Genomic DNA, 26,514 nt, shown 5'->3' with positions numbered 1-26,514 from the left:
AATTAAATATATTTTATAAGGTTTTTTAAACTGATATGAACGCTTTAATGGATTTTTATTCCAAAAATAGATGTTGACTTATTTTTAAATATATTTAAAATATAGTTTAATATATTTAAATGAGGTGTGTTTTTTTATGGTTAAACGAAATATGAGTTTAATTGTCAGTAACAATTTCCTGACCTATTTGGCCGATAGTATTTTTGACTTGGCTATTGCTTGGTATGTTTATCAATTAACAGGATCAGCCTTTTTCACAGCAACGACGACCGCGATTTCAATGACCACCAACATACTTGTAGGTCCTATGATTGGTGTTTTTATAGACCGAACGGAACCGAAAACATCCATGCAAATCGGTTACGCGATCATGATTCTAGTCGGTATTATCTTAGGTGGCACTTACTTTTTTAATGTTGATGGATTACTTGCTGTCATTTACATAGCTTTAACCCTGCACAACATTTGCATGATATTTATTGGACCGGCCCAAAGCAAGTTATTACCTCGAATCGTCGGGGAACAGCGCATCGTTAAGGTTAAAGGGTATTTATCGTCGACGACACAAACAAGTGATCTAATAGGACAATCCATTGGTGGGGTAGTCATTAGCGTGATTGGGTTTGTTGGAGTAATGTTGACTCATTCAGCCGTTTATTTACTTGCAAGTATTCTTTTAATGTTTGTGATCAATATTTCATTGAGAAAAAGTGAGAGTGTTCCACACTCAAAGCCCACTGTATGGAGTGATTTAAAAGGCGGATTTAAAATACTAAAACAGGAGAAGACTATTTTAAAAATAATTTTGTTAGCTATTGCTGCAAACGTATCAATGATCGGTGGGTCTCTTCTCGTTGTTTTAGTCAGCGATCAGTACAATGTCAACGCCACTTATTATGGGCTAATGAATGCGTCGGCCGCTGGCTTTGGAATACTAATTGGACTGTTTGCTAATAAACTCGTTAATCTAGCTAAACCTTATATGATGTTTGCAATCTCCCTGGTTTTAGCAGGGATAGGTTTTGTTGGCATGGGGTTGACCGCCAACTATTACATTGGCGTGGTTTTTTTCTTAGTAGTTACTGGGGCCACCACATTGATGAACATTATCTTCGGCTCACTGTTAATTATTCTGGTTAAAGATGAATTTCGTGGTCGAGTTAACACTTTATTAGGAGCCTTCTCTCCTATTTTAATTCCTCCAATAGTTTTGTTAGGTGGATACGTAGCTGATATTTACGAAGTCGGTTATCTATTTATATTTTCAGGTTTCTGGCTAATGTTAGTAGGGGTCATACCTTTTATTGACCGAGACATTCGATCCATTGACCATTTACCTAATGAAGGTTAAGGGCAAAAATAAAACGCTCGACCTTTGAAATCGAGCGTTTACTTTATTTTTTAGGTTTTAATTGCGAAACCTCTTTTTGCAAATCAGATACTTCTTCTTCTAGTTTAGTGATTTTTCGTTGAAAACGGTAAATCACTGGCGCATATGCTATCGCAATGATAATTGCCCAAAACAAGGTAAAGACCTCCTTATGTTAAAGTCCATACCTATTTTACTACAAAATTTCATGTCTTTGGAGTGAAGAAGCTATACTTAATAAAAAAACTTATCATATACAGTTGAAAGTAAGTAGCTGAAAAATTCATATCCTAAAAGCGGAAAGCTGATGATCAATAGTGCTAAGGATAAATATAAGTTATAATCACGGTCTTTTCTCCAATATAATAGTGCAAAAATGGCATAGCCAAATCCAGCCATAAAAATAAGTGCCCAAAACAATGAACCGCCTTTTGCTGCAAATAGAAAATAGCCTAAATATATCATTAAAAACCCAATAGAAGGTGCGTTTTTCATCCAAACATCTTTTTCAACATGTTTTAATTCTTCATATTTCTCCATCATATAATCTTTAGCCTGTTCAAAGTAACCTTTAAACTTGATTGTTAATTCACTCATGTCTCATCCTCCTAAAGAAGAAACTTGGCAAGGTGCCATGCTCTATTGGCAAAATCCTTAGTTCAAAAATAGTCTTTACTATATCATTACCCATTTTTATGTTAAAAATAGCCTGTTCATGTGAGATTTGTTAAACTTTTTAGTAGAAATAGTTAGGAGGTCCCATGATGAAGATAGTCTCAATTGAACCAACTCCAAGTCCATATTCTATGAAAATAATCGTCGATGAAGCCTTAAATGACTTCGAGACGGAAGAATATAAGCAAGATCAGGATTTAAGTGATGCACCTGAATATGTCCGAGAACTTTTTGGCATTGAAGGTGTAAAGGAACTTTATCGCGTGATTGATTTTATCGCGCTCGAAAGAAATCCTAAGGTACCTTGGGAAGACATTTTACCTCAAGTTAAAAATGTTCTGGGGTTGGCTGAAGGTGAAGAGTCAAGTGAAGAAAAACAAGCAGATTCTCATGAAGAGAATTTTGGGGAAGTTAAGGTTTTCATTCAGAAGTTTCGAAATATCCCCATGCAAGTTAAGATTGAGGAAAATGATGAAGAAAAACGATTCGGCTTATCTTCACGATTCATGGAAGCTGCCATGGAGGCTTCTAAAGATGCAGATATGTTAGCTGAACGTACATGGGTGGAGCAAGCCCCACGTTATGGTGACGCTGATGAGATTGGACAAGTTGTGGTAGATGAAATTGAAGCCACTTATGATCAAGATCGATTAGATGAATTGGTGAAACTGGCTGTAACCGGTGGTGCAGTTGAACAAGCCCGTCCTGCTGAAAAGTTAACGTTTGCAAAACTTGAATCTGAAGACTGGAAAGAGCGATATGCAGCCTTAGATCGTATGCCAGATCCGACTGTTGAGGATTTACCTGTTTTAGACAAAGCTTTAGAAGACCCTAAAATGTCTGTGCGCCGACTGGCGACTGCTTACCTAGGCGAAGTTGAAGACAAAACTGTTTTACCTTATATTTATAAAGCAATGAAAGACAAAACAGTAACCGTACGTCGGACAGCCGGGGACTGCTTATCTGATTTAGGATTTACCGAAGCCATTCCTAAAATGGTTGAAGCCTTAAAGGACCAAAGTAGAATCGTTCGCTGGCGTGCAGCTATGTTTCTTTATGAATATGGAGATGAAACAGCTCTTCCAGCTTTAGAAGAAGCCCTACAAGACCCTGAATTCGAAGTACGTATGCAAGCGAAGATGGCCTTATCAAGAATTCAAGAAGGCGAAGAAGCTCAAGGGTCGATTTGGAAGCAGATGATGGAAATGACGAAGGAAAAAGGGAAATAAATTGTTTAACCTCTCGCATGGACGAGAGGTTTTTTAATTAGTAATAAATTTGGCTTATTTCTATAATTGTTCGTTCTATAAACTGATTTAATTCCTGATGATCGTCTTTTTCTTTCTTTATAAAATAAAGACTTCTAAGGAATGCTTTGTAGTTCATACGTGAATTGAAGTATAGTTGGTTCCCTGTAGCCATTTGGTTAACTAAGTCTGTTTTCACTTGTTGTATTGCTTTAATAAATACTTCGTTGTTTAAACCGTTCACCAGCATTGTATTTACAGCGACTGCCACTCTTTCATCTTCATCGGCTGTAAACACTCCTTGGTCATAATGCATTTTTTCATTTAAAACATGAAAAAGTTTTTCAAGGTCGTTATTTGTTAAATGAGGTTGCTTTGCAATTTCAGAGATGGCATCTGCCCCATGTGCGATACTATGTACCCAACCTTCATCTTCAACTTGTCCGACAATATTTGTTTCTTGTGTTATATATAAGGTTAAGCATGTTGTGATGGTTGAAAGTTTTTGAGAATTAAATTGGTGTTGATGTAAAATCACAGCGATTACTAGCACAGAAAAAGAACGTTCATAAACATTATCACTTTTTAAATTGTTTAAACAACGGTCTAAAATATTTTCAATTTCCTTTTTAGAATACTTGTTCTCTAAGATGAACGTGACAAACTGAGGATAAATTAATCCATCTCTTAGTTCAGGGTCTGTTGAGCCAATGTGGTTTAACATAGATTCTGTCAGTTCTATTTTAGGTTTATCTTTTAATTGTTGTTTTAAATCTTGTTCAATCATAGGTTTCACCTAACTTTTTCAAATAATTAATAGCTTGTTCTGTTGAATAAATGAGTGATTGTTTTCCTTTGTTTTTTCTAATGGCAAGCGCACCTTGGAAAGCTTCCATAGCTTCTGATAAACGCCCCACTTCCATTAGACACTTTCCTTTGTGCTGAAAAGCGAAGTCCAAATACCCTCGTTCAGTCTCGTAACATTTGAGAAGCGCACGTTCAAACAGTTTAAACGCTTGACCGTGCTCATTGTCGTATTTATAAGCTTCACCTAATCTGATGAGGGTGATAATTTCTTCTCTTGAATCTGGTGCTGCTAATTCGAAGGCTTGGTTTAAATACTGAATCGCTTGCTTAGGCTCTTCTTTTACTCGATATAAATTTCCCAGCGTCCCAAAGAGAAAATAAAGCTTATCATTGTCGTTGGTTTGATTTAGTACGCGTTCCGCATCATCAATTAAACCCTGAAGCACTTCTCTATCATTTGCTTTTTCTCTTAGATAGTCATCTTCATCAAAATATATAATTTTCTCTAGCCATTTAAGTTGTTCGCGGAGTCGCTTCATAACTGGATCTCCTTTACTATAAATTCCAGTCTAGCGGGATGAGTTTGATGTCTCGAAAAAAATTTCGTACATCCTACCTCCCCCTTCTTTTACCAATTATCTTATCATAATTCATCAATTTTCTCTCAAAACGATTGATAAAATCTTGTTATTGAGCAATTTTATCACTTTGACAGATTTATAGAAATTGAGTTTAATTTTATTTAAAAAAGGAGTCGTAATCAATGATTATTAAATCTCGTGAAATTCCCATAACTCTGTTGCAGTTAGCTTCATTGAAACAACGTATTGAGTCAACCCACCTGCAGTTTCAAACAATAATAGATGATCACGTTATCTATCAATCTGGATATCGAGGAGAGTTGGCTTTTGACTACTATTTGAAGGCGATTGATGGTGAGAAAATTTGTTTATTACATAGTTTGAGAATTGTCGGTCCGAATGCTTTCCAAATGGATACTCTCATATTGACACCTAGTTTTTTCCTCATTGTAGAAGTGAAGAATTTTACGGGAACCATCGAATTCGATCATGAATTCGGACAGATGACGCAGTACTCTAACGGTCGAACAAGATCCTTCAAAGACCCAATTTCCCAAGTGGATAACCAAACATTTCACCTTCAAAATTGGCTTATGCAACAAGGGATCGCAGCTGTTCCAATCGAGTCATTAGTTGTGTTCGTTAGTAACCACGTTCATCTAACAAGAAAGGGTGATCAAGAAGTCGATAAACGAATTATACGTGCAGGGAAATTTATAGAAAAATATCAAGAACTTAAAGGGAAACACTCAGCACCTATACTCACGCACCAACAGTTAGTCAACTTAGCTCATATGTTGAAAAACCGCCACGCCCCCCTTCACATCGATGTCTTCAAGAAATATAACTTAACACTAAATGATATCGGACCTGGAGCACCATGTCTAAATTGTTCATATATACCTATGGACCGCATTTATGGACGATGGTTGTGCCCTAAATGCCAAACAATTAGTCGCGATGCCCACCTGTATGCGCTAAAGGATTTCCAACTTCTAGTTAAAGATCATATAAGTAACCGCGAAGCTAGGTGGATGCTGCAAGTTGATGACATTTTATTAGTCAGTAAATTACTAAAAAAGAGTGGTTTACCTTTTACAGGATACAAAAAAGATCGTGTTTATAATTTGAACTTTGATTTCCAAAAAGACTATGCACATTTAATGAAAAGTAGATAATAAATCTGCGAAACTAGATAATAAAATCGTTGAAATGGATAATAAATTTCAAGAAGTAGATAATAAATTTTTAAAAGTGGATAATAAATTAGGGATTCTGGATAATAAACGTACCAAACTAGATAATAAAGTAATCAAAGTAGATAATAAAACTCACTTTAAGTTTCTAGTAACACCACAAAAAAAGAAGCTTTTGCGCGTTCAGCGCAAAAGCCTCCTATCAAAAATTCTAATTTTTCACCGTCTCAAAGGGTAGCGGTTTCTCAACGTCGGATGATGATTTAGGACATGTCTTACAGCACTTGCGGTCCGAATTTGCGCCGTAGTAGAAGCAGCATGTGCGCCTGATTCGCTTGCCGTCATCCTCAATCCGACGTCCCCAGTAAAAGTTCGTCAGCTGATTACAATCGTCAGAGAATACTTCAGCTGACATGCCTCGAATAAGAAATTTATAATCTTCATCCACTCGTTCTAGTAAACCTACAAAACGTTCTTCTTTTAACTTTGTCTCATATAACCAATAAACATAAATCGATATGTTTTCCCAAAGGTTGGGCCTTGGTACGCGAGATACCTTGTTAAACACATTCACAAGCTCATCCATCTTAGAAAAAAGTTCCTCCACCACCTCACGTCGCTCTTCTTCACGTTTGGCCGGGTCAACTTTTTCTACTATAAATTCATCCAAACACAAATTCGGTAGCCATTTATCACCAACAGTATTAGGTACAATCCCAGTTCGACCAAAGTCCATATCTAACTTCAAGTCATGGACCGTTAACAAATATAGCGACGGCAGAACTATATTGAAACCGAGACGTTTCATCAACTGAGATCCGGCTACAAAAATGCTTTCTGTATTGAATTCAGATTTGATGTCCTGCAAATATTCCAACAAGAATTCCTCATCCAATAGTTGATCTAAAGTCACCGAAACATTTTCAGCATAGTCCACCATTCTGAAGTTGTCTTTAAGATAAATTTTTTCTGACTTCAAAAGTTGTGTCATGTAAAAACACCCTTTGTTGTTTATTGATTACTTTCGAGTTTTAAATAATAAATAGATAAAATAAGGCGCACCGATTAGTGATGTAAATACACCTGCTGGAACCACAAGCGGATCAAAGGCGGTCCGGGCGATTAAGTCTGCAAGCAGAACAATCAAACCGCCAATTAACGCTGATACCGGCAACAAGGCTCCATAAACTGAACCGACAAGGCGCCTTGCAATATGTGGCGCCATTAGTCCGACAAAACCTATACCACCAGCGAAGGCAACCGAACCACCTGCTAAGGCAGTTGCTAATATCAGTAAGACAAGTCGATCACGCTGTACCCTTGCCCCCGCGTTGGTTGCAAGATCATCACCAAGCTCTTGCATGTTCAGCTGTGATGTATAGAAAAATATTAAAACCACCAACCCTAGAATCCAAGGAGTGATAATTCCAATTTCTGTCCAATTTGTAGCGTTCAAACTACCTGTCAGCCAAATATTTGCTTTCGCAGCAGTATAGATAGGACCAAATGTCATAACCATCGTAGTTACTGCTTGAACAGCAGCTGATAGTCCAACGCCGATCAGCACCAATTTTATAGGTTGAACACCATTTCTCGTCGTGGCTAATAGGTAAACAAAAACCCCCATTAATACCGCTCCAACTAAAGAAGCAAGTGGTAGCCATTGAATACTGACACTTAGCGCATTACTTCGATCACTAAATACAGCCAGGAATCCAACTGTTGTTAAAGCAGCACCAGCCGTTATACCGATAATATCTGGTGACGCCAATGGATTTCGTATGATCCCTTGTAAAATGGCACCAGACATCGCAAGCCCTGCACCTGCCAATATGGCAAGTAATATTCTTGGCATGCGGAAATGGTTCACAACGAGTTGATTCATGTCGGTTCCATAACCGAAAATTGCCTTAACGACTTCGACAGGGTTAACTTTCATCTGTCCAAAACCTAAACTGGTGATCACCATCGCAACGGTAAGAAGCAATAAAGTAAGAATAACTGTAAATGATTTTTTATTTATTAATAATTGCGTTTTACCAAGTCGTAAATTAAAGTACTTACTCATTTATGCCCCTCCTCGCTATATAAATGAAGAAAGGAGCACCAATAAATGCTGTCATAACACCAATTGGAACTTCTGCTGGCATAATGATATAACGTGCACCGATATCAGCTGAAATTAAAAGAATCGCGCCAAGTAGTGCACTGTAAGGAATTAACCAACGATAATCATAGCCGACGAACCATCGGGCAACGTGCGGAATAATTAAACCGACGAACCCAATTGGGCCAGCAATCGCAACAGAGCCACCTGCTAATAGAACAATTACGACCGCTCCAATCACTTTAACTAACCACGTTTTCTGACCAAGCCCAACGGCAACGTCTTCTCCCATTGTGAGGACGTTCATCTTCTTTCCTATAAAAAGGGAAACAACCCACCCAACTATAAAATAAGGAAGAACACCATTTAACAATTCAAGGTCACGACCTTGAACAGCTCCTGCTAACCAGAATAACACTTGGTCTAACGCTCGTTCATCTAAGGTTAAAATACCTTGTGTCATTGAAGAAAATAGCGCAGCAATTGCAGCACCAGCTAAGGTTAATTTCACTGGTGTTAACCCGTCTGTTCCCACAGAACCAAGCATATACACAACAACAGCTGCGATGGCAGCACCAGCAAAAGCTAACCAAGTAAAACCTGTAATAGACGTTACACCAAAAAAGCTAACACCTAATACCACAAAAAAGCTGGCCCCAGCATTCACACCAAAAATGCTCGGTGATGCCAGTGGGTTTTTCGTTAAGCCCTGCATAATCGCACCTGCAATAGCCAAACTAGAACCAACGGCTGCTGCGATTAATGCACGCGGGATTCGTGCGTCTTGAATAATATAATGTTCATTTGATTGATCAAAATCCGTGAAAGAATCTATGACCATTTGTGTTGTAATTTTTGTTAGACCTAAAACAATACTTGCCCATACTAATAAGGAGACAAGTATCAGTCCAATGAAGAGCCCGAATACTCGGGTCGATGTTTTTGTAAGCATAGTATTATACCTTTCACATCAATTGTGTCGCTGTTTTAAGTCTAATCTAATTGATAATCATTGTCAATGAACTTGAGAATCATTTTCAATTAATTCAAGAAATAGTATTGACTTTGTAATTGATAACGATTATCATTTTATTGTGATTGAAAATCATTCTCATTATACCTTCTGCCAATAAAAAGCAGGACCATATAAAATTACATAATAGGAGGAGAACACAATGTTTAAAACAAATGCTTGGAAGTTAGCTTTACTTCTATTAGCTCTAGTGTTTGCATTAGCTGCTTGCGGGGGCTCAGATGATACTGACGAAAACGCAAGTGATCAAACAGACGGAGATCAAAACGAGGAACAAGGTGAGGAGTCTGATGAGGAATCAGAGTCGTACACAGTTGAACACGCAATGGGTGAAACAACAATTGAAGGTCAGCCAGAACGTATCGTTGTTCTAACTAACCACGGTACTGAAGCTCTACTATCAATGGGTATCACACCAGTTGGTGCGGTTCAGTCATGGACTGGAGATCCTTGGTATGATCATATTTCAGACCAAATGGAAGGCGTTGAAGTTGTAGGTTTAGAACACCAGTTAAACTTAGAGAAAATTGCTGAGCTTGAGCCAGACTTAATTTTAGCTAATAAAATGCGCCAGGAAGAACAAGCTGATAAACTAAAAGCTATTGCGCCAACAGTATTCGAAGAAACTTTACGTGGTGATTGGAAGATTAACTACGAGTTAATCGCAGAAGCTGTTAATATGGAAGAAAAAGGTCAAGAAGTACTAGATGACTACCAAAAACGTGTTGAAGATTTAAGCACTAAACTTGAAGAAGCAGGTAAACTAGACACGAAAGTATCTATGGTGCGCTTCATGCCATCAGATGTACGTATTTATCATAAAGATTCATTCTCAGGTATCATTTTAGATGAAATTGGATTAGCTCGTCCGGAATCGCAGGATGTGGATGATTTCGCTGCAAAAGGCGTAACTAAAGAGCGTATCAATGAAATGGATGGAGACGTAATCTTCTACTTCACTTACGATCCTGAAGGTGAAGACGGTCAGGCTGTAGAAGACGAATGGATTAATGATCCATTATGGAAAAACTTAAGTGCTGTTCAAGAAGGTAACGTTTATGAAGTAAGCGATACAATCTGGAATACAGCAGGTGGCGTAAAAGCAGCTAACTTAATGTTAGATGACTTAGAAGAAAAGCTTTTATCTGAATAATATCGTGAGTTTTACCCCCTCGTAATATATTAAAAGTCCGCGTCGTGGTCAGCGCGGACTTTTTTGTATTTTCAAACGTTCTGGTTTTAACTATACTATATTAAAAGGGGGATTTTTCCATGCGCGAAATCAGAGAAATTAAACAAGATGAACTGAAAGACATGAATAGAATTGAACAATTAGCTTATACAGCATTAAGAAGTGTCACTCAATCCGAGATTGATGAACGGCTTGAACGGTATAAAAAAATGTTGAATGAAGACCCAGAGGTTAGTTTTCACGGTTTGTTCGAGAATAATGAGTTACGAGGTTCCATGAAATTATATGACTTTAGCATGAATGTTTTTGGAAAGTTTCTGCCTACAGGTGGTGTAGGTTCTGTTGCCGTTGATTTGTTACATAAAAAAGAAAAAGTCGCCAAAGACCTCATCACATATTATTTAAACTATTATGATGAAAAAGGTTTTGCTCTAGCTGCTTTATATCCATTCCGCCCCGATTTTTATTATCAAATGGGATTCGGATACGGCACAAAGAAAGACAGCTACAAAGTTAAACCTAGCGCTTTCCCAAACTTTAAAAACAAACAAGGACTATCTTATTTAACTAAAAAGGATTCAAAAGCAGTCGTGGATTGTTATAACGAGTTTGCGTCAAGGCATCACGGCATGTTCCGAATGGAAGGACCGCGTTTTGATGATGCACTCGAATCATTAAAAGTAAAAACGATTGGTGTTAAGAGAAACGGAAAAGTTACAGGTTTTGCTGTATTCTCATTCAAGCCTGAGAGCGATCAAAACTTTTTATCAAACAATATCCATATCCATCAAATCATTTACACAGACCGAGATGCCTTGCAGCAGCTCTCAACCTTTTTCCATACGCAAAACGATCAAGTCAACCGCATAATTTTTCTAAGTCAGGACTCAGATTTTCATCATTTATTTGATGATGCGCGAGATGATTCAGACGTATTGATCCCTTCAGTTTATCATCAAACGAACACCTCAGGCCTTGGTTTGATGTATCGGGTGATTAATGTAAAAAGGTTCTTCCAACAACTCGGAAAACATAATTTCAATGGGGTTTCAACAACTGTCGAGTTTAACATCAATGATACGTTTTTTGAAAACAATAACGAACTAGTAACCGTGATGTTCAATAACGGAAAGCCAACAGTTGCACCAGGGGCGAAATCAGATGTTACCATTTATACAGACATCTCAGATTTTTCAAGCCTTGTTCTCGGGGTGGTTGATTTTAAAAAGCTTCACCTCTTTGGGCGTACAGAAGTTTCAAATGAAGAGCACATGGATACACTCGAACAGCTCTTCTACTCTAAAGAAAAACCAGTATGTACGACAGCTTTTTAATACTTAACTGCAACAATTGATTATATTCTTCGTCTGATTAGTAGAACATTTTTTATGGAGGGTCAGTATGAAGACAATCTTAGCCATCTCAGTTGTAGCTATGATTTCATTTCAAATAGTAAATGGTGATCAAGTAGTGAAAGATACGCCAAAAACACAACAAGATTCAGAAAGTCAGTCCAATCAACAAGATAAACAAACAGATGCTACTCAATCAGAACAATTAACAACTAGTGAAGCTGAAAAACATGTAGAACGCGCATTACAATTAGATGAGAAATTTAAAGTTCGTTATGACGGCGCTGAACCCAGCCAAAGTGAATATGAAGGGGAAAACATGGCGTTAATTCAAGTATATGAAACGAACGAACATGCTACAGCAACTTATGGTTGGTATTACATTGACATGGATAATGGTGACTTGTATAAATACACAATTGCTACTAATGAGATTACAAAAAAGTATGAGTTAAATGAACAAGGTGAATACCAAAAAGTTGAATAATATGATTAAGCATTCTCGTTTTTGGCGAGAGTGCTTTTTTATGGGTCATTTGAAAAACAATAACCGCTATTCTATAATTTTATTACTAAGACTTAAGGGGCGAATGAAGATTGATCGAAGTTTATGTAGATGGTGCATCGAAAGGAAATCCAGGCATTAGCGGCGCTGGAGTATATATTAAGGCCAAAGGACATAACTATGAATACTCATTTCCGTTAGGTACATTATCTAATCACGAAGCTGAATTCATGGCTGTCATTAAGGCTTTAGATATTTGCCAGGAGTTATACCCTGAAGAAATCTTATCATTTCGCTCCGATTCTCAAATTGTCGTTAATGCGATTGAAGAAGGTTACACTAAAAACCGTGTTTTCCAGCCCTTATTAGAAGAAATTAAAGAAAAAGCAAGCACCTTCCCCATCTATTTTATAAAATGGATTCCAAATAAAAAGAACCACCATGCTGACAGACTTGCTAAGCAGGCGATTCATGAATCTTGACGATACTTATTATAATGATAAGTAGAGAATTAAAGTTAAAAAGAACAGAAATGCTTCTATATTATAGATTAATGGGTTTGGTTTAAATTTTTCCAGAAATTTATAACGTTTGATCAAGCTTTGATCGAGTAAATTTATAAAATAATAAATCGTTACAAGTTGAAAAACCAATAGTATAATTGCCATAACAATTGAACCATTCACCCAAAAAGCAATGGCAAGGAATAATGCCCAAATGGCTTTAAATATATTAGCCAACCCTTCAACTGAACTACCTAAAGTTGTCATCAACCACTCCGCTCTTTCATTCCAAATCGGACTCTCTTCCTGTTTAACAATATGTACAATGTGACCAGTCTGAAGAGACATAGTCATGATCATCATGATTAGATATGTCATACCAAAAATTGCACCAATGATAAGAACTTCCGTGTTTAATATTTGATACAAAACGATCGGCAACGGAAGCCACATAGCATACATTAACGCCATTATGAGATGAAGAAATCCATGTTCGTTATTTTGGATTAATTTTCTGTAGGTTAGGAAAATCAAAAGGTATAATACTAACCCTACCACTCCTAATATAATCGCTGAGATTAACATACACTACTTACCACCTTCCACGCCTTACTACTAAATTTTACCACAACATCTAGCAACTCTTCTATTTTTAGTTTTCCACTCTATCTAGTTCTGGATCACTTTGTATAGTTCCTCCGTTATGTTAACGTGTTCATATTGTCAGATAATCAATCTTACACTGAGAGGAGTTTTACAAAATGCAATCAGTAAAAAAAGAATCTGTCGATAGACGTTTAAGAGATTTACGCAAGAGGATGTCACAAAAGGGTATTGATGTCGCTTTATTTTGGGACCCTGATAATGAATATTACTTAAGTGGGTTTAGAGCTATTTCTTATTCCCGCCCAATTATGCTTTTGGTTTATCAAGATCACACACAATACATCATTCCAGCCTTAGAAGAAGAACACGCTAAACTTAATGCTCAAGTAAATGAGTTCTTTGTATACTATGAAACAAAGCCTCACAGCCATATGAATACTCATCATTTAGATCCATTACTTCGCATAATGGATTCTTTAGAATCTAATACCGTTTTCGGACTTGAATTAGATATAATTCCTGCCTCAATGTTAAAGATGTTCCAAGATAATGGGTTCAGTGTTAAAGACATTGGTGAAGATTTAATCGAGCTTCGAGCGGTTAAAGATGAAGAAGAAATCTTCTGGCTTGATCAAGCAGGTCGCTTATCAGACATCGCACTTGAAGCCTCATTCGATAACTTGAAACCAGGTATAAGTGAACTTGAGTTTGATTCTTTTGGGGATAAAAAACTATTAGAAGTTGCTTCTGAAGAATTTCCCGATCAAATTGTAGGTTTTGAAAACTGGACATGTTCAGGTATTGAACGTAGCGCTATGCCTCACCTTTATTCTTCTACTCGTAAATATGAGCAAAATGATGTGGTCGTTCACAGCCGACAAGTTTGGATTAACGGTTATCGCGCTGAAAATGAACGAACTTTCTTAATTGGTGAACCAACTGACCAACAAAAAGAGTGTTTACAACTAGCGATCGATGCTCAACAAGCTGGATTCGACGCAGTCAAGCCAGGAGTAAAAGCTAGTGAAGTTGATCAAGCATCTTATAATATATTTAAAAATGCTGGCTACGGGGACTACATACAACACCGCATCGGCCATGGTCTAGGTTTAACGGAGCATGAAGAGCCTTACCTTAGATTCGATAACGATCTTATTTTAGAAGAAGGTATGGTATACACAATTGAACCAGGCCTTTATATGCCTGGGGTCGGTGGCTTTCGTCATTCAGATACTGTAATAGTTACCAAGGATGGTTGTAGAACTATTACTTCTTATCCAAGAAAACTTAAGAACTTAATGTTTTAAATAAATTCTACTTCATCAAAAAAGTAGCTTGAGTATTCTCAAGCTACTTTTTTACATTTTTAGGTACATATTTAAAAATTTCCCCAGATTCGAAAAAGTCTACCATTCTAGACAACCAATCAGAAAATTCCAATGATACCTCTGTTTCCTGATATAGATCTTCTGCATCTTCACGCTCTGCATCCGTCAAATTATCTTCAGCTAATAACTCTTCTAACTCACGACGCATACGACGTTTGATTTGTTCATTGCGTTGAACAGTTTGTCTCCAATTCTGTGTAAATAAGTTAATAAAAGTAGAATAGTAATCTTGTTCAACCGTATATAAGTCCTTTCTTGAACCTTGACCATATACTTTTCGCGCCAGATTTAGTTGTATCAATTGACGAACCGCTTGGCTCATTCTTGTTTTACTCATTCCCGTACGTTCTGAAAGCTGTTCTAAAGTCATTGGTTCACGTTCGTAATAAATAATACCCATGACTAAACCAATAGTTGAGGGAAAACCGTAAGAATTCATATTGTCAGCGATTTGATTGTATACTTCTTCTTTTAATTGATTAAGTTTTTCGTTTGAATCCATAACCTCTCTCCTCATTTTCTCGTTAATTACTACGTTAACACAATTTGGATTAAGGCAGAAGAATTATTTACTGTCTAAATACCGAGATAATTAAAGGATTTTTAAGAAAAAAAGAACTGAACAACATAAACTTTATAAAATTCGTGTAATTTGTAAACCTATAAGTTTATACAATGTTTTTAATATGTATTAAACACTGTTAATCTATTAGTTGTGCTTTTGAAAAAGCGAAAGGGGAGTTACATTGATTGAATTAAAAAGTGTTAACAAAGTCTATGATGATGGTTTCCAAGCTTTAAAAAACATAAACCTTACATTTGATGAAGGTAAAATTAATGTTCTAATCGGCCCCAGCGGTTGCGGGAAAACAACAACAATGAAATTGTTAAACCGCTTGGTAGATCATACCGATGGAACTATCTTAGTTGAAGGAAAAGATATTCAAGAAATGAACCCTATACAACTAAGAAGACAAATGGGGTACGTAATTCAGAGTATTGGACTTTTCCCACATATGACCATTTACGATAACGTGGCGACGGTGCCTAAATTATTAAGATGGAATAAAAGCAAAATTGATGAGACAGTTCATCGTTTACTTAATTTAGTTAACTTGGAACCTGAAACATTTAAAAAACGTTATCCATCCGAGTTAAGTGGTGGACAACAGCAACGCATTGGTGTTATTCGTGCTCTTGCAGCTGAACCAGACATCATTTTAATGGATGAACCGTTCAGTGCATTAGATCCAATTAGTCGTGAACAATTGCAGGATGAGTTAACTCATTTGCAAGCTGAAATTAACAAAACTATTGTTTTCGTTACTCACGATATGGATGAAGCTATTAAGATTGCTGACCAAATTATCTTGATGAAAGATGGAGAAGTTGTTCAAAAAGGTTCTCCTCATGAATTATTAACAGAACCTAAAAATGATTTTGTTAAAGAATTTATTGGTACTGAACGCTTACAAAAAGCTGAAACATTACCACTAGTTAGAGAGATGATGAATCAGGATTTCGTTTCAACATATGTTAGTGAATCTATCGATGAGGCATTGAACAAGTTAATTAATCACAATTTAACTCAATTGCCTGTAATTAATAACAAACAATATGCTGGTTTTGTAACAATTAAAGATTTATTAAAGGGCAGTGAAGAAACTGTATCAAATGTCATAAATACTGATCAGAAAACATTAAAACCTTCTGATGAAGCCAGTCAAGCAATGAGGCTACTTAAGGAACAAGAATTAAATGAAGTAACTGTATTGACAGATCAAAACGAAATTGCAGGTGTCGTTAACTACAAAGATATTTCAGAAGCACTCCAGAACTATTATGAGAAACAACAAGGGGTTGTTTAAATGGAGACGATCCTTGATTACATTGAGTATTTACAAGAACGATACGTTTCAATTTTAGAGTATTCGTACGAACATTTACTCATTTCGTTCTTGGCAATTATGTTTGGGATTTTATTAACAGTACCTGCAGCAATTTTATTGACGAGAGTAAAAAATGATCTATTCAATAGTACAGTTTTCAACATCGTCAATGTGTTCCAAACGATTCCAACCATCGCATTGTTAGCAATTATGATTCCATTCTTCGGAATCGGGTTGCAGCCTGCTGTAATTGCTTTATTTTTATACTCATTATTACCATTACTCAGAAACACCTATGCAGGGATTAAATCAGTTGACCCTGGAATTATTGAATCTGCTAAGGGGATGGGGTTTGGACAAGCAAAACAGTTATTTACAATCGAGATTCCACTGGCACTGCCATATATTATGTCAGGGATTAAAACGACTACCGTCTATATCATTAGCTGGACAACACTAGCCGCTGTTATTGGCGCTGGTGGGCTTGGCGATTTGATTTTGGGCGGAATCGGATTGAATGATAAATTTATGATTTTCACAGGTACATTCATTGCTATCATTTTGGCATTATCCATGGACCTGATTTTTGGAAAAGTAGAGAAAAAATTAACAAGATAAAAAAGGAGATTTTTTAAATGAAGAAATTATATTTAGCATTAGTTGCGATAGCTATGGTAAGTCTACTAGCTGCATGCGGATCAGACAGCAAAGAGAATGGCGAAGGCGGAATTGAACTAGAAATGGGTGCTCAATCTTATACTGACCCTAAAATTATTGCACAAATGGTAAAAGCTAAGGTTGAACAAGAAACAGATCATACAGTTAATATTACAGAAGATATTCAAGCAAGCCCTCAAATTATTAGCGCATTAGATCAAGGTGAATTTGATTTAGGTACTTTATATTCAGGAGAGCTTTACAACAACCACTTTGACGAGGAAAAAGTTGAATTTACAACAGATACAAAGAAAACTCTAGAGCAAGCACAAAAACTATTCAGTGAAAAATTCGGAATCAAATGGTATGACTCATTAGGGTTCCAAAACAAATATTCAATCGCTGTAACTAAAGAGATTGCAGAAAAACATGGTGTTGAAAAAATTTCTGATTTAAGTGATCTTGCTGGAGATTTAGTTTTAGGTACAGATACATCATGGCCAAACCGTGAGAATGACGGTTATCGCGCATTCCAAGAAGCTTATGGGTATGAATTCAGTGACGTACGTGGCATGGAAGCATCATTAATGTATGAAGGTGTAGAAGCTGGAGAACTAGACGTAGTAACGGCATATACAGTAGATCCTCAAATTATTGAATTAGACTTAAAAGTATTAAAAGATGACCGTCAATTCTTCCCTCCTTACCAAGCATCACTTGTAGGACGTGAAGATACATTAGAAAAATATCCCGAAGTAGATAAAATCTTACAAGAATTTATCGGTACAATCACTGAAGAAGAAATGACTCAATTAATCTATGAAGTTGATATTGAAGGTCGTAGTACAGAAGAAGTTGCTAAGGAGTTCTTAAAAGAAAAAGGCTTACTAGAATAATAGGTGGGTTCATATGGAATTTATAACAGAACTTTTATCGTATATGGCAGAAAATAAAGAGAATCTGCTGCAGTATACTTTTGACCACATTTTAATGGTCATTTACGGAATTGGTATGGCTATTGCTGTTGGGGTTCCCTTGGGAATCCTGGCAGCTAGATATGAAAAGATAGCACCCTTTATTTTATCGACAGTGAACGTGATTCAAATCATCCCAAGTCTAGCCATGTTAGCGATTTTAATGATTTACTTCGGTCTTGGCTTTACAACAGCCGTTATTGGTCTGTTTTTCTACTCCCTGCTACCTATTGTCAGAAATACGTATGTTGGAGTTAAAGAAGTTAGCCCTAACTTACTTGAAGCTGGTAAAGGATTGGGTATGACAGGGTTACAGGTACTAAGAAAAGTACAATTACCCCTTTCCATTCCTTTCTTTATGGCAGGATTAAGAGTAGCCTCTGTTATCGCTGTTGGCGTAGCTTGTATTGCTCCCTATATCGGTGCAGATGGATTAGGTCGTGAGATTGTATCTGGAATTAGTTTAAGATCCGAAATTAAAATCTATGCTGGTGCGATACCAGCCGCTCTATTAGCGATTTTCGCTGACACTATCCTAGGATTCATGGAAAGAAGAACAAAGAAACGTATTGTCTAGCACAGGAGGATATTGATTGAAACAACAAGTGTTAACAGAAATAGAAAACCTTTATGAAGAAATGATCGAGTTACGCCGTGACTTTCATAAACACCCTGAATTATCATTTCAGGAAGAACGTACGGCAAAAATCATAGAAGAATACCAAAAAGAACTAGGGCTAGATGTTCGTACAAATGTCGGTAATGGATACGGAATTGTAGCCACTTTAAAAGGGGCTAAGCCCGGGAAAACAGTTGCTATCCGTGCCGACTTTGATGCTTTACCAATTGATGAACAAAATGAAGTGCCTTATAAATCTCAAAACCCTGGGGTTATGCATGCTTGTGGACATGATGCCCACACTGCAATTGCATTAGGTATGGCCAAGGCATTAGTTAAACATCGTGATCAGCTACAAGGTAATGTAGTCTTTATTCATCAAAATGCTGAAGAACAGGAACCGGGTGGCGCAAAATCTATGATTGAAGATGGTGCACTAGATGGTGTTGATGTAATTTATGCAACACATATGGAAAACTATTTACCAGTAGACCACATTTATTACAACCATAATTATATTTTAGCTGCGTCTGATCACCTTGAAATTACAATAAAAGGTAAAGGCGGACATGGAGCGTTCCCTCACGATTGTATTGATGTTATTGGGGTTGGTGCCCAGCTTATTTCCAGCTTACAACAAATCGTCAGCAGAAAAATTGACCCGTTAAAATCGGGTGTACTAACGATTGGTTCACTACATTCCGGGGAAAAAGGAAATGTTATCCCCGACACGTTAAACCTTGATGCTACTATTCGATCGTATGATCCAAAAGTTAGGCAAGAACTTCACGACTGGGTACAATCAATTACGAAAAATACTTGCCAAGCTTTTGGAGCAGATTACGAAGTGACTTACAATTGGGGTTATCCAGCAACTAAGAATGACCCAAGCGCAACTGATCAAATTATTAAAGCAGCAAAAGAAGTGATTCCGGAAGAAAATGTTCTTCATATGGAACCTAATATGGGAGCTGAAGATTTCTCCTATTTCTTAAATGAAATTCCAGGAACATATTTCTTCACTGGATCGGCTAATGAGGAAAAAGGTTTCATTTATCCTTATCATCACCCCAAGTGGGACATTGATGAACGCTCAATTTTAAATGGTGCAAAAGTTATGACAGCCGCAACCATTGATTATTTAAATCACCACTCTTAATCTCCCTTTTAAGAATACAGTATATATAAAAAAAGGTTGACTCACATCTGAGTCAACCTTTTTTAAAATTAACCTTTATAATCTTCTGGTTTTACTTCTTCCCCATTTTTACCTTGGTAGCGTAGTCCCCATCCAGTGATTGCAGCTATTAACATAACGATTAATAGACCCCAACCTTGGAATACAAACGGGAATACTTCCACCGGGTTAACACCAGGTACATCATAGTTTTCTGTTACACCTTGGATTGTTGTGTAAGCTAATAATACACCACCACTCCAAGGGAAGATGTAACCTAATGCTGAACTTACTGTATCTAAGAAGTTCGCACGGCGGTAAGGGTGTAGGTTCGAGTTCTTACCAATTTTACTTACGAAAGGAGCTGCCGCAATTTCTGCTGCAGTGTTAATCGTAATAAATGAGTTCAAAAACGCAACAATGGCATACATTGAAAGTTCTGCACGTCTTGTAACCCCATTAATAATCTTAATAAAGAATGCCATAATCTTCTCCATCGTACCAGCAAGCTCAAGTAAATATGAAGCTGATAAAATAAATAAGATTAAAATTGCCATATTGAAGTAGCCGCTAAGACCACCCATTAAAGCACCTTCAACAACTGCTCCATCTTCACCATTATAAATGTTGATGACTTCTGTAAATGGTACACCAACTACGAAGAACAAAACTATTGAAGCAATAATACCCCAAGTTAAAGATGTAAGTAAATGATGTCCTCTTAGCGCTAAGAACAACACCAGAGCAAACGGAATCAAGAAGATCAAGCCGTTCGCACTTACCTCATTTTCTAGTTGGGACAATAACCCTGCATTATCAATGCCTGAACCTCCACCAAAAATCACAAATAAGATTAATGCTGGAATCGCTGCAGCAATTGAATATTTAAAACGAGAGCGTACAACTCCTGGCACATCAGCTTCCTGAGTTGTAGCTGAAACGATTGTCGTATCTGATACCGGTGCTAAGTTGTCTCCAAATACCGCACCTGATAAAATCGCAGCTAATAGAATGACTGGGTCTGCACCTAATACTACACCTGCTGGATACATTAAAATACCAAAGGCAGCAACCGTACCATAACCTGTACCAACTGCACTCGAGAATAGTGAAGCTAATATGAAAGTTAAACCTACGAATAAACCACCTTCAAATCCAGTTACGAAACCAAACCAGATCAGACCATCAACTAGGCCACCTGCTTGCAGGAGGGTTGCGAACATACCCGCCCAGAACCATGCGATGATCGCAACAACCCCAATTGGTTGCGCCATCCCATCAAATAGGCCTTGAGCATAATCGCCCCATTTTGACTTTGTTAATAATAAACCTAAAATTAATCCAATAACCATTCCAAGAATAAGGGCTTCTTCAGTCACTAAGCGAGTTACACTTAATACAACTGCCCAAATAATGAAAAAGACAAGTGGAATAGTCGCTACAAATGGACCACCACGAAACTCAAGTTTTTCGACTTTTTTCGAGGCGGTCGCTTCATTTAATTCTTCATTGTTATTCCCCATAACATGTCCTCCTCTCTAATTTAATAAATATTATACAAGAAGTTCACAAAATATACAAAATTATAAGTAAAAATATTATTTCGACAAAACTTCTATGTTTTTGACAAATTCTGAGTCACTTTACTTGATGACTTAATAAAATATTAAGATAAGATAGTGGATAATCCCAGTAGCTCAAAACCATTGTTTTTCTCTAATATTCATTAAATAAACAAAAACCGGACCGCTTAATTGCGAGTCCGGATCAATCTGACTTATAATTTTTCCACTTGAAATTCGTCTTGTAAAACTGGCCAGTTTTGAGGGAACGGTATATTAAGTACCCAGTAGCTCGCTCCTCTTAGCCCATAGTCTTTAATCGTCTCATATTTCGCCTGAACACTTCGAGCATCTTCATACCACACTTCATGGCGTTGGCCGCTCTCATCTGTATATTGAAAATATGGTGACTGATGCTGCTCGTTGAACTTGATGTCGACTCCATAACGAGCTGCTAAATCAACCGCTTCAAGCTGGCTAACTGTCGTTGCGTATGTCCCTTGCACCCATGGAATTTCCCAATCACGTCCGTACAACGGAACCCCCATCAAAATTTTTTCTGGAGGAATTTCAGTCACAGCATAATCTAGCACCTCACGAACTTCATCAATTGGCGCGATCGCCCAAGGTTCTCCACCAGCCCATCCCCATTCGTAGGTCATCAACACGACAAAGTCTAACAATTCACCATGCACTGGATAATCATGAGCTTCATACAATAGACCTGCTTGATCTGCTGAATCTTTTGGAGCCAGTGCAGATGAAATAATATATCCTTGTGGCCGAAGTCTCTCAACCACTCTTCTAAGAAAGTCGTTATAACCTTCCCGATCCTCTGGATAAACGTATTCAAAGTCAAAATTTACACCTTGATAACCCTTCTGTTCCATTAAATTAATCAAATTAGTAATCAAAGTTTCTTGCAACTCAGGATTTCTGAACAACGTGGCTGCCAAATCAGAATCAAAGCCATCACCTGAATAATTAGTTAAAACTAGTAAAGGTGCTGTATTTGTAGCCAAAGCAGCATCTATTAACCCTTCGTCATCCAAACTGGTAATCGTTCCGTCTTCTCTAAAACCATAGGTAAACGGTGATAAATAAGTCAGGTGGCGGCCCACATCATAGACTTCTCTAATTCCCTCTGGTCCAGTTCGTGTGATGTAAGCATTGACTTCGATTTCTGGTTCTGACGGTATTGGAACTCTTAATTGCATGCCAGGATTAATTAACGATGGATTTTCAATATCATTCACTTGGACTAGGTTTGAAACCGTTGTGCCGTACTGGTTCGCAATCATCCAAAGCGTTTCGCCACTTTGGACCGTGTGAGTTCGATAAGGAATTTGTAACATATCTCCTACTTGAATCTGGTCTGGGTTTGCAATATTGTTATACTCAGCTAATTCACTAACAGATACATCATAACGTTGAGAAATTCGCCACAACGTATCGCCAGGTTGCACGACATACTCAATGTTAGGGTCTGGTATCACTAGCGCTTGACCGACCACAAGTACGTTCTGGTCTTCTAACCCATTAACTAATGCAATCTGATTAATACCAGCCCCGTAACGTTGAGCAATGCGCCAAAGCGTATCACCGCTTCGGACAACATGAATATTCATGGATTTAACCTCCCTCTAGGTAGCCTATATCTATCATATTCATGTCGTGTTTGTCCTATGGAAATTAATTTACTTCGTATATATACAAAAAATCACTTGTCTCAACTACAGTGCCTCTTGGTACCTGAATATAAACGATTTGATTATGAACATTAAAAGTATGGCTCTGACGCTCACCGAACCATCTCTCTCCGGTAAACTGCCTAATCGGAAATTCTTTAGACATCACATGAAGCTTCACTTCTTTTCTATGTTGTTTCATCATGAGCTCAGATTCAGTGCCATCCCATGTAATGACTGGTTTATTCGGATGATAGATTTTCTCTTCACCGATACCCTTCATATAATATGTGGCGACGACTTCACCCTCTAAATCATCAATCTTCTCAACATATACCATAAACGATAACCCTTCACCTTGATTCAGATTCGTCAGCATTAGCTCATCTCCCTCAAGTTTAAACTGCCAGTTTTGTACTTCCTTTACGGATTCATGGTTAAAGTTTTGATTATTTATAGCTTCATAAAATTCTTGATCTATTTGTTCCAACTCATTATTAACTTCTTCGTCACCAATGACACCCCAGTTACTTTGAAGCATTCCATATACAACACCAGAGACTAGTAGAATAATAAAGTAACCTTTTAAAATAGATTTCCTTCTTTGAACCATTTTTTTAGGCTTTTGGGCTGGAGGTTTTGATTTTGCTACTGTAATAATAACTACAGTAAATACAATCGCAAGCACGATAATAGGTATTATAGTTAGTAATGCAGTCATTTGATCACCTCCAACTGCTTGGATAACCAAATAGCCATCACATAAGCTACCAAACTTGTCACTAACACTTTTAGGATAAATATGGAAAAAACATCTTCCATGATAAAAAACTCAGATATTCTTTCAATCAAACCATTATAAAATAATACACTTAAAAAGCCGATGATTAATACTAGTTTTGCAACTAGACCCATTGAAGCAATCTTCCCCGCAAAGTAACCCACTGCACTACATAGGAGTAAGTAGAGACTTGTAGTTGCTAACCCTATAAAAAAATCACCAATTGTATATCCTACAAAAATAAACGTAGATTCAGGTCCATTTAAGATCATCACGATTGATTTTATGAAAAATCCGCCTAATAAAACAGTTATTGCACCTATGATTGAGAGGGTAACCAAGTAAATTCCATTTGCTAAGTGACGCGTCAATTGATTCGTCACAAACACTTGCATGGCTTGGCGATTCGTTTTACTGTCCATCGTAAATGCAATCACAAAAGCCCAAATGCAAGTAAACGCAAAAATTAAATCACCAGACACATAGTAGAGGTCTAAATACATTGACCCATTTGAGGTACCATACTGCCCAACCCCTCCTAGAACCCCAAAAAACATTGCAATAATTTGTACCGTCATTAATGCCACAAATACGCTACTATACCCTTTTAGCTTATATAAATACTGATTTTTCACAGCACTACTTACGCTTGGCTGATTAAAAGACATCATCAATTCCCCCTTTGGATTGACCTGTTAAAAACATTGAGAGATCCGCCGCATCAACATTCAATATTTGAATTCCTCTTTGCTTCATTTGTTCGATTTCTTCTTTAGAAAACTCATTTTTCACCACGAGTGATTCTAAGTTAAATTCAAGCTTCTTTTTATGAAGAATGTTTTCTTCCACAATAAAGGGCTCAATATCCTCTCGTTTCCCCGTGATCCGAATTGCGTACTCTTTTAAGTCATTCATTGATTCATGAAGACATATTTCACCTTTATCGATTAACACAATGTCTTCAAGTATATCCTCTAATTCATTTAGTAAATGGCTAGATAAAATGATAGTACGTGGATGGTTGATATAGTCTTTTAATAGTGCACGATAAAAGTCTTGTCGAACGGAATAATCCATCCCGGTTGTAGGCTCATCGAATATAGTTAATGGACATCTTGAAGCTAAACCGACAATCATATTGAATGTACTTAATTTACCTTTAGATAACTGGTCATGATACAAGTTAGGATTTAGTTCAAAATAATCGAACAAACCTTCTGCAATCTCCATATCCCAATTACTATAAAACATCTCTCCTGACTTTAAGATTTCATCAAGTGTAAGCTCAGGAGAAAACACTAACTCGTCATTAACGCAGATCATGTTAGCTGAGACTTTTAAGTTATCATAAGGGTCTTCATCAAATACTTTCACTACCCCTTCATTAGGTCTCCATCGACCTGCAATTGTTTTTAATAAAGTGGTTTTTCCTGCTCCATTTCTTCCAATTAAACCGGTTATTCTATTTTCTTGAAATGTACAACTTAAATTTTTGATTGCTCGATTCTTCTTAAAGCTTTTTGATACGTTGTCGCAGATTACAATACCCATCATTCTCCCTGCCCTTCGTTTCTAATATCATTAATCAATTGGTACAGTTCATCATTGCTAACACCTAAATAGTTAGCCTCTTGAACAAGGTCTCTAACCATTTGTTTCAGGTTTTCATTTTTTCGTTTAAGTAAAATCATTTCTTTAGCAGCTTCTTTCACGAACATGCCCAGTCCACGTTTCTTATATAGAATATTGTTGTTGGCTAATATATTTAACCCTTTTGCAGCTGTAGCTGGATTAATATTAAACATATCTGCTAGTTGATATTGCGAATACATTTTTTCTCCAGGTGAAATGTGCTCATTAAGTATTTCTGTTTCCAGCCATTCTGCAATTTGAACATATATTGGTTTGACACTATCGTGATTCAATACCATTCTTCGCCCCCACCTTCATGCGAATTAGTGCATTAGTGATGTAATGTACTAATTTAAGTATATGACACTTTTTAGAAATATCAACTACTTTTACATATTTTGTTCAATATTTTTTCAGTTGACGTTCACAAATTGATGACAACCTTTTAAATCCTTATGTTAAAGTTAATAATAGAGACAGTTAGTGTGAACAAAGGAGTTCAAATGATGAAGAAATTATTTTTCTTTTTACTTATAGGGTTATTAACATTACTCGTTGCCTGTGGGGATGATGAAGGTCAAAGCAGTGATAATAAGGAAGATGAGAACAAGGAAGGTGAGATGAATCACGAAGATATGGAGAATGATTCATTAACACCTGTTGAAGTTGAGGTTTTAACGGAAGATCAAGTGTCTTTAAGTGAAGTAACATTAGAAGCTAAAGTGACTCATGGCGGTGAACCTGTTGAGGAAGCTGATGAAGTCATGTTTGAAGTCTGGAAAAAAGGTGATAAAGAAAACAGCAAGAAAGTTGAAGGTACATACACAGAAGATGGTATTTACGAAGCATCCTTTAACTTTGAAGAAGCTGGCACCTATGAAATGTATGCTCATGTAACTGCGGTATCGCAACATGTGATGCCAAAACATGAATTTGAAGTTAAAGAATAATTAAACTGAACTATAGATGAATAA

At 37.0% G+C, this 26,514-nt stretch carries 29 protein-coding genes; 14 read left to right on the top strand and 15 right to left on the bottom strand.

Features of this window, described 5'->3' with window-relative positions:
- The first annotated feature begins 136 nt into the window (after positions 1 to 136).
- Complete coding sequence (locus E3U55_RS06110) at positions 137 to 1,351, top strand: MFS transporter (protein ID WP_134339539.1); 1,215 nt, start codon at positions 137 to 139, stop codon at positions 1,349 to 1,351.
- A gap of 43 nt (positions 1,352 to 1,394) precedes the next feature.
- Here the strand turns inward: E3U55_RS06110 and E3U55_RS17800 are convergent, their stop codons facing one another.
- The gene (locus tag E3U55_RS17800; RefSeq protein WP_267195380.1) at positions 1,395 to 1,526 is read right to left on the bottom strand and encodes a hypothetical protein; all 132 of its coding nucleotides are present in this window, start codon (positions 1,524 to 1,526) and stop codon (positions 1,395 to 1,397) included.
- Between the two features lie 77 nt (positions 1,527 to 1,603).
- Positions 1,604 to 1,966, bottom strand: coding sequence for a hypothetical protein (locus E3U55_RS06105; RefSeq protein WP_134339537.1), 363 nt, complete (start codon positions 1,964 to 1,966; stop codon positions 1,604 to 1,606).
- 167 nt (positions 1,967 to 2,133) lie between these two features.
- On the opposite strand from E3U55_RS06105, the gene E3U55_RS06100 reads away from it, so the two are divergent.
- Positions 2,134 to 3,273, top strand: a complete 1,140-nt coding sequence (locus tag E3U55_RS06100; protein WP_134339536.1) for a conserved virulence factor C family protein — start codon at positions 2,134 to 2,136, stop codon at positions 3,271 to 3,273.
- A 37-nt stretch (positions 3,274 to 3,310) separates the two neighbouring features.
- Here the strand turns inward: E3U55_RS06100 and E3U55_RS06095 are convergent, their stop codons facing one another.
- Both E3U55_RS06095 and E3U55_RS06090 read right to left on the bottom strand, forming a co-directional pair.
- Positions 3,311 to 4,078, bottom strand: a complete 768-nt coding sequence (locus E3U55_RS06095) for a DUF2785 domain-containing protein (protein ID WP_134339534.1) — start codon at positions 4,076 to 4,078, stop codon at positions 3,311 to 3,313.
- Positions 4,071 to 4,637 (bottom strand): tetratricopeptide repeat protein, encoded by a 567-nt coding sequence (locus tag E3U55_RS06090; protein WP_134339532.1) that lies wholly within the window; start codon positions 4,635 to 4,637, stop codon positions 4,071 to 4,073. The genes E3U55_RS06095 and E3U55_RS06090 overlap by 8 nt, the downstream gene beginning before the upstream one ends.
- A gap of 224 nt (positions 4,638 to 4,861) precedes the next feature.
- Here E3U55_RS06090 and E3U55_RS06085 point away from each other — a divergent pair, with 224 nt between their 5' ends.
- Positions 4,862 to 5,857, top strand: a complete 996-nt coding sequence (locus tag E3U55_RS06085; RefSeq protein WP_134339530.1) for a nuclease-related domain-containing protein — start codon at positions 4,862 to 4,864, stop codon at positions 5,855 to 5,857.
- A gap of 229 nt (positions 5,858 to 6,086) precedes the next feature.
- Here the strand turns inward: E3U55_RS06085 and E3U55_RS06080 are convergent, their stop codons facing one another.
- From E3U55_RS06080 to E3U55_RS06070, 3 genes are read right to left on the bottom strand one after another with little or no spacing between them, the layout of a single operon-like run.
- Complete coding sequence (locus E3U55_RS06080) at positions 6,087 to 6,866, bottom strand: hypothetical protein (protein ID WP_134339528.1); 780 nt, start codon at positions 6,864 to 6,866, stop codon at positions 6,087 to 6,089.
- A gap of 27 nt (positions 6,867 to 6,893) precedes the next feature.
- Entirely contained in the window at positions 6,894 to 7,943 is a 1,050-nt protein-coding gene (locus E3U55_RS06075; protein ID WP_134339526.1) for a FecCD family ABC transporter permease, read from the bottom strand.
- Positions 7,936 to 8,934: a FecCD family ABC transporter permease gene (locus E3U55_RS06070; RefSeq protein ID WP_134339525.1), complete on the bottom strand. Its 999-nt coding sequence runs from the start codon at positions 8,932 to 8,934 to the stop codon at positions 7,936 to 7,938. The genes E3U55_RS06075 and E3U55_RS06070 overlap by 8 nt, the downstream gene beginning before the upstream one ends.
- A gap of 223 nt (positions 8,935 to 9,157) precedes the next feature.
- Here E3U55_RS06070 and E3U55_RS06065 point away from each other — a divergent pair, with 223 nt between their 5' ends.
- The 4 genes from E3U55_RS06065 to E3U55_RS06050 all read left to right on the top strand — a co-directional run bounded on the left by E3U55_RS06065 (position 9,158) and on the right by E3U55_RS06050 (position 12,546).
- Positions 9,158 to 10,168: an ABC transporter substrate-binding protein gene (locus tag E3U55_RS06065; protein ID WP_134339523.1), complete on the top strand. Its 1,011-nt coding sequence runs from the start codon at positions 9,158 to 9,160 to the stop codon at positions 10,166 to 10,168.
- Positions 10,169 to 10,287: 119 nt separating this feature from the next.
- Positions 10,288 to 11,541 (top strand): GNAT family N-acetyltransferase, encoded by a 1,254-nt coding sequence (locus E3U55_RS06060; RefSeq protein WP_134339521.1) that lies wholly within the window; start codon positions 10,288 to 10,290, stop codon positions 11,539 to 11,541.
- 67 nt (positions 11,542 to 11,608) lie between these two features.
- Positions 11,609 to 12,046: a hypothetical protein gene (locus tag E3U55_RS06055; RefSeq protein WP_134339519.1), complete on the top strand. Its 438-nt coding sequence runs from the start codon at positions 11,609 to 11,611 to the stop codon at positions 12,044 to 12,046.
- Between the two features lie 110 nt (positions 12,047 to 12,156).
- Entirely contained in the window at positions 12,157 to 12,546 is a 390-nt protein-coding gene (locus E3U55_RS06050) for a ribonuclease HI family protein (protein WP_134339517.1), read from the top strand.
- Between the two features lie 9 nt (positions 12,547 to 12,555).
- On the opposite strand, the gene E3U55_RS06045 is transcribed toward E3U55_RS06050, so the two are convergent.
- Positions 12,556 to 13,152: a hypothetical protein gene (locus E3U55_RS06045; RefSeq protein WP_134339515.1), complete on the bottom strand. Its 597-nt coding sequence runs from the start codon at positions 13,150 to 13,152 to the stop codon at positions 12,556 to 12,558.
- A 176-nt stretch (positions 13,153 to 13,328) separates the two neighbouring features.
- On the opposite strand from E3U55_RS06045, the gene E3U55_RS06040 reads away from it, so the two are divergent.
- A complete protein-coding gene (locus E3U55_RS06040; protein ID WP_134339513.1) occupies positions 13,329 to 14,480 on the top strand; it encodes a M24 family metallopeptidase in 1,152 nt (383 codons plus the stop codon).
- Between the two features lie 43 nt (positions 14,481 to 14,523).
- Here E3U55_RS06040 and E3U55_RS06035 read toward each other — a convergent pair whose 3' ends face one another.
- Positions 14,524 to 15,078 (bottom strand): GbsR/MarR family transcriptional regulator, encoded by a 555-nt coding sequence (locus E3U55_RS06035; RefSeq protein ID WP_153801901.1) that lies wholly within the window; start codon positions 15,076 to 15,078, stop codon positions 14,524 to 14,526.
- Positions 15,079 to 15,307: 229 nt separating this feature from the next.
- Here E3U55_RS06035 and E3U55_RS06030 point away from each other — a divergent pair, with 229 nt between their 5' ends.
- From E3U55_RS06030 to E3U55_RS06010, 5 genes are read left to right on the top strand one after another with little or no spacing between them, the layout of a single operon-like run.
- Entirely contained in the window at positions 15,308 to 16,429 is a 1,122-nt protein-coding gene (locus E3U55_RS06030) for a betaine/proline/choline family ABC transporter ATP-binding protein (RefSeq protein WP_134339509.1), read from the top strand.
- The gene (locus E3U55_RS06025) at positions 16,430 to 17,068 is read left to right on the top strand and encodes an ABC transporter permease (RefSeq protein WP_134339508.1); all 639 of its coding nucleotides are present in this window, start codon (positions 16,430 to 16,432) and stop codon (positions 17,066 to 17,068) included.
- Positions 17,069 to 17,085: 17 nt separating this feature from the next.
- Positions 17,086 to 18,003 carry an ABC transporter substrate-binding protein gene (locus tag E3U55_RS06020; RefSeq protein WP_134339506.1) on the top strand — a complete coding sequence of 306 codons (918 nt, stop codon included), beginning with the start codon at positions 17,086 to 17,088 and terminating at the stop codon, positions 18,001 to 18,003.
- A gap of 13 nt (positions 18,004 to 18,016) precedes the next feature.
- On the top strand, positions 18,017 to 18,658 hold the full coding sequence (locus E3U55_RS06015) for an ABC transporter permease (RefSeq protein ID WP_134339504.1): 642 nt from the start codon (positions 18,017 to 18,019) through the stop codon (positions 18,656 to 18,658).
- Positions 18,659 to 18,674: 16 nt separating this feature from the next.
- A complete protein-coding gene (locus E3U55_RS06010; protein ID WP_134339502.1) occupies positions 18,675 to 19,859 on the top strand; it encodes a M20 metallopeptidase family protein in 1,185 nt (394 codons plus the stop codon).
- 68 nt (positions 19,860 to 19,927) lie between these two features.
- Here E3U55_RS06010 and E3U55_RS06005 read toward each other — a convergent pair whose 3' ends face one another.
- The 6 genes from E3U55_RS06005 to E3U55_RS05980 all read right to left on the bottom strand — a co-directional run bounded on the left by E3U55_RS06005 (position 19,928) and on the right by E3U55_RS05980 (position 25,839).
- The gene (locus tag E3U55_RS06005) at positions 19,928 to 21,400 is read right to left on the bottom strand and encodes a Na+/H+ antiporter NhaC family protein (RefSeq protein WP_134339500.1); all 1,473 of its coding nucleotides are present in this window, start codon (positions 21,398 to 21,400) and stop codon (positions 19,928 to 19,930) included.
- A 254-nt stretch (positions 21,401 to 21,654) separates the two neighbouring features.
- Positions 21,655 to 23,067, bottom strand: a complete 1,413-nt coding sequence (locus E3U55_RS06000) for a LysM peptidoglycan-binding domain-containing protein (RefSeq protein ID WP_134339499.1) — start codon at positions 23,065 to 23,067, stop codon at positions 21,655 to 21,657.
- 64 nt (positions 23,068 to 23,131) lie between these two features.
- Positions 23,132 to 23,848 carry a hypothetical protein gene (locus E3U55_RS05995; protein ID WP_134339497.1) on the bottom strand — a complete coding sequence of 239 codons (717 nt, stop codon included), beginning with the start codon at positions 23,846 to 23,848 and terminating at the stop codon, positions 23,132 to 23,134.
- Positions 23,845 to 24,576: a hypothetical protein gene (locus E3U55_RS05990; RefSeq protein ID WP_134339495.1), complete on the bottom strand. Its 732-nt coding sequence runs from the start codon at positions 24,574 to 24,576 to the stop codon at positions 23,845 to 23,847. Before E3U55_RS05990 ends, E3U55_RS05995 begins: the two co-directional genes overlap by 4 nt.
- On the bottom strand, positions 24,566 to 25,459 hold the full coding sequence (locus tag E3U55_RS05985; RefSeq protein ID WP_134339494.1) for an ATP-binding cassette domain-containing protein: 894 nt from the start codon (positions 25,457 to 25,459) through the stop codon (positions 24,566 to 24,568). The genes E3U55_RS05990 and E3U55_RS05985 overlap by 11 nt, the downstream gene beginning before the upstream one ends.
- Positions 25,459 to 25,839 carry a GntR family transcriptional regulator gene (locus E3U55_RS05980; protein WP_134339492.1) on the bottom strand — a complete coding sequence of 127 codons (381 nt, stop codon included), beginning with the start codon at positions 25,837 to 25,839 and terminating at the stop codon, positions 25,459 to 25,461. Before E3U55_RS05980 ends, E3U55_RS05985 begins: the two co-directional genes overlap by 1 nt.
- Positions 25,840 to 26,046: 207 nt before the next feature.
- Here E3U55_RS05980 and E3U55_RS05975 point away from each other — a divergent pair, with 207 nt between their 5' ends.
- Complete coding sequence (locus tag E3U55_RS05975; RefSeq protein ID WP_194840829.1) at positions 26,047 to 26,490, top strand: FixH family protein; 444 nt, start codon at positions 26,047 to 26,049, stop codon at positions 26,488 to 26,490.
- Positions 26,491 to 26,514: the final 24 nt, after the last annotated feature.

It is taken from the genome of Filobacillus milosensis (assembly GCF_004402015.1).
GTDB classification, from domain to species: domain Bacteria; phylum Bacillota; class Bacilli; order Bacillales; family Alkalibacillaceae; genus Filobacillus; species Filobacillus milosensis.
This window is presented reverse-complemented; position numbering and strand designations above follow the sequence as displayed.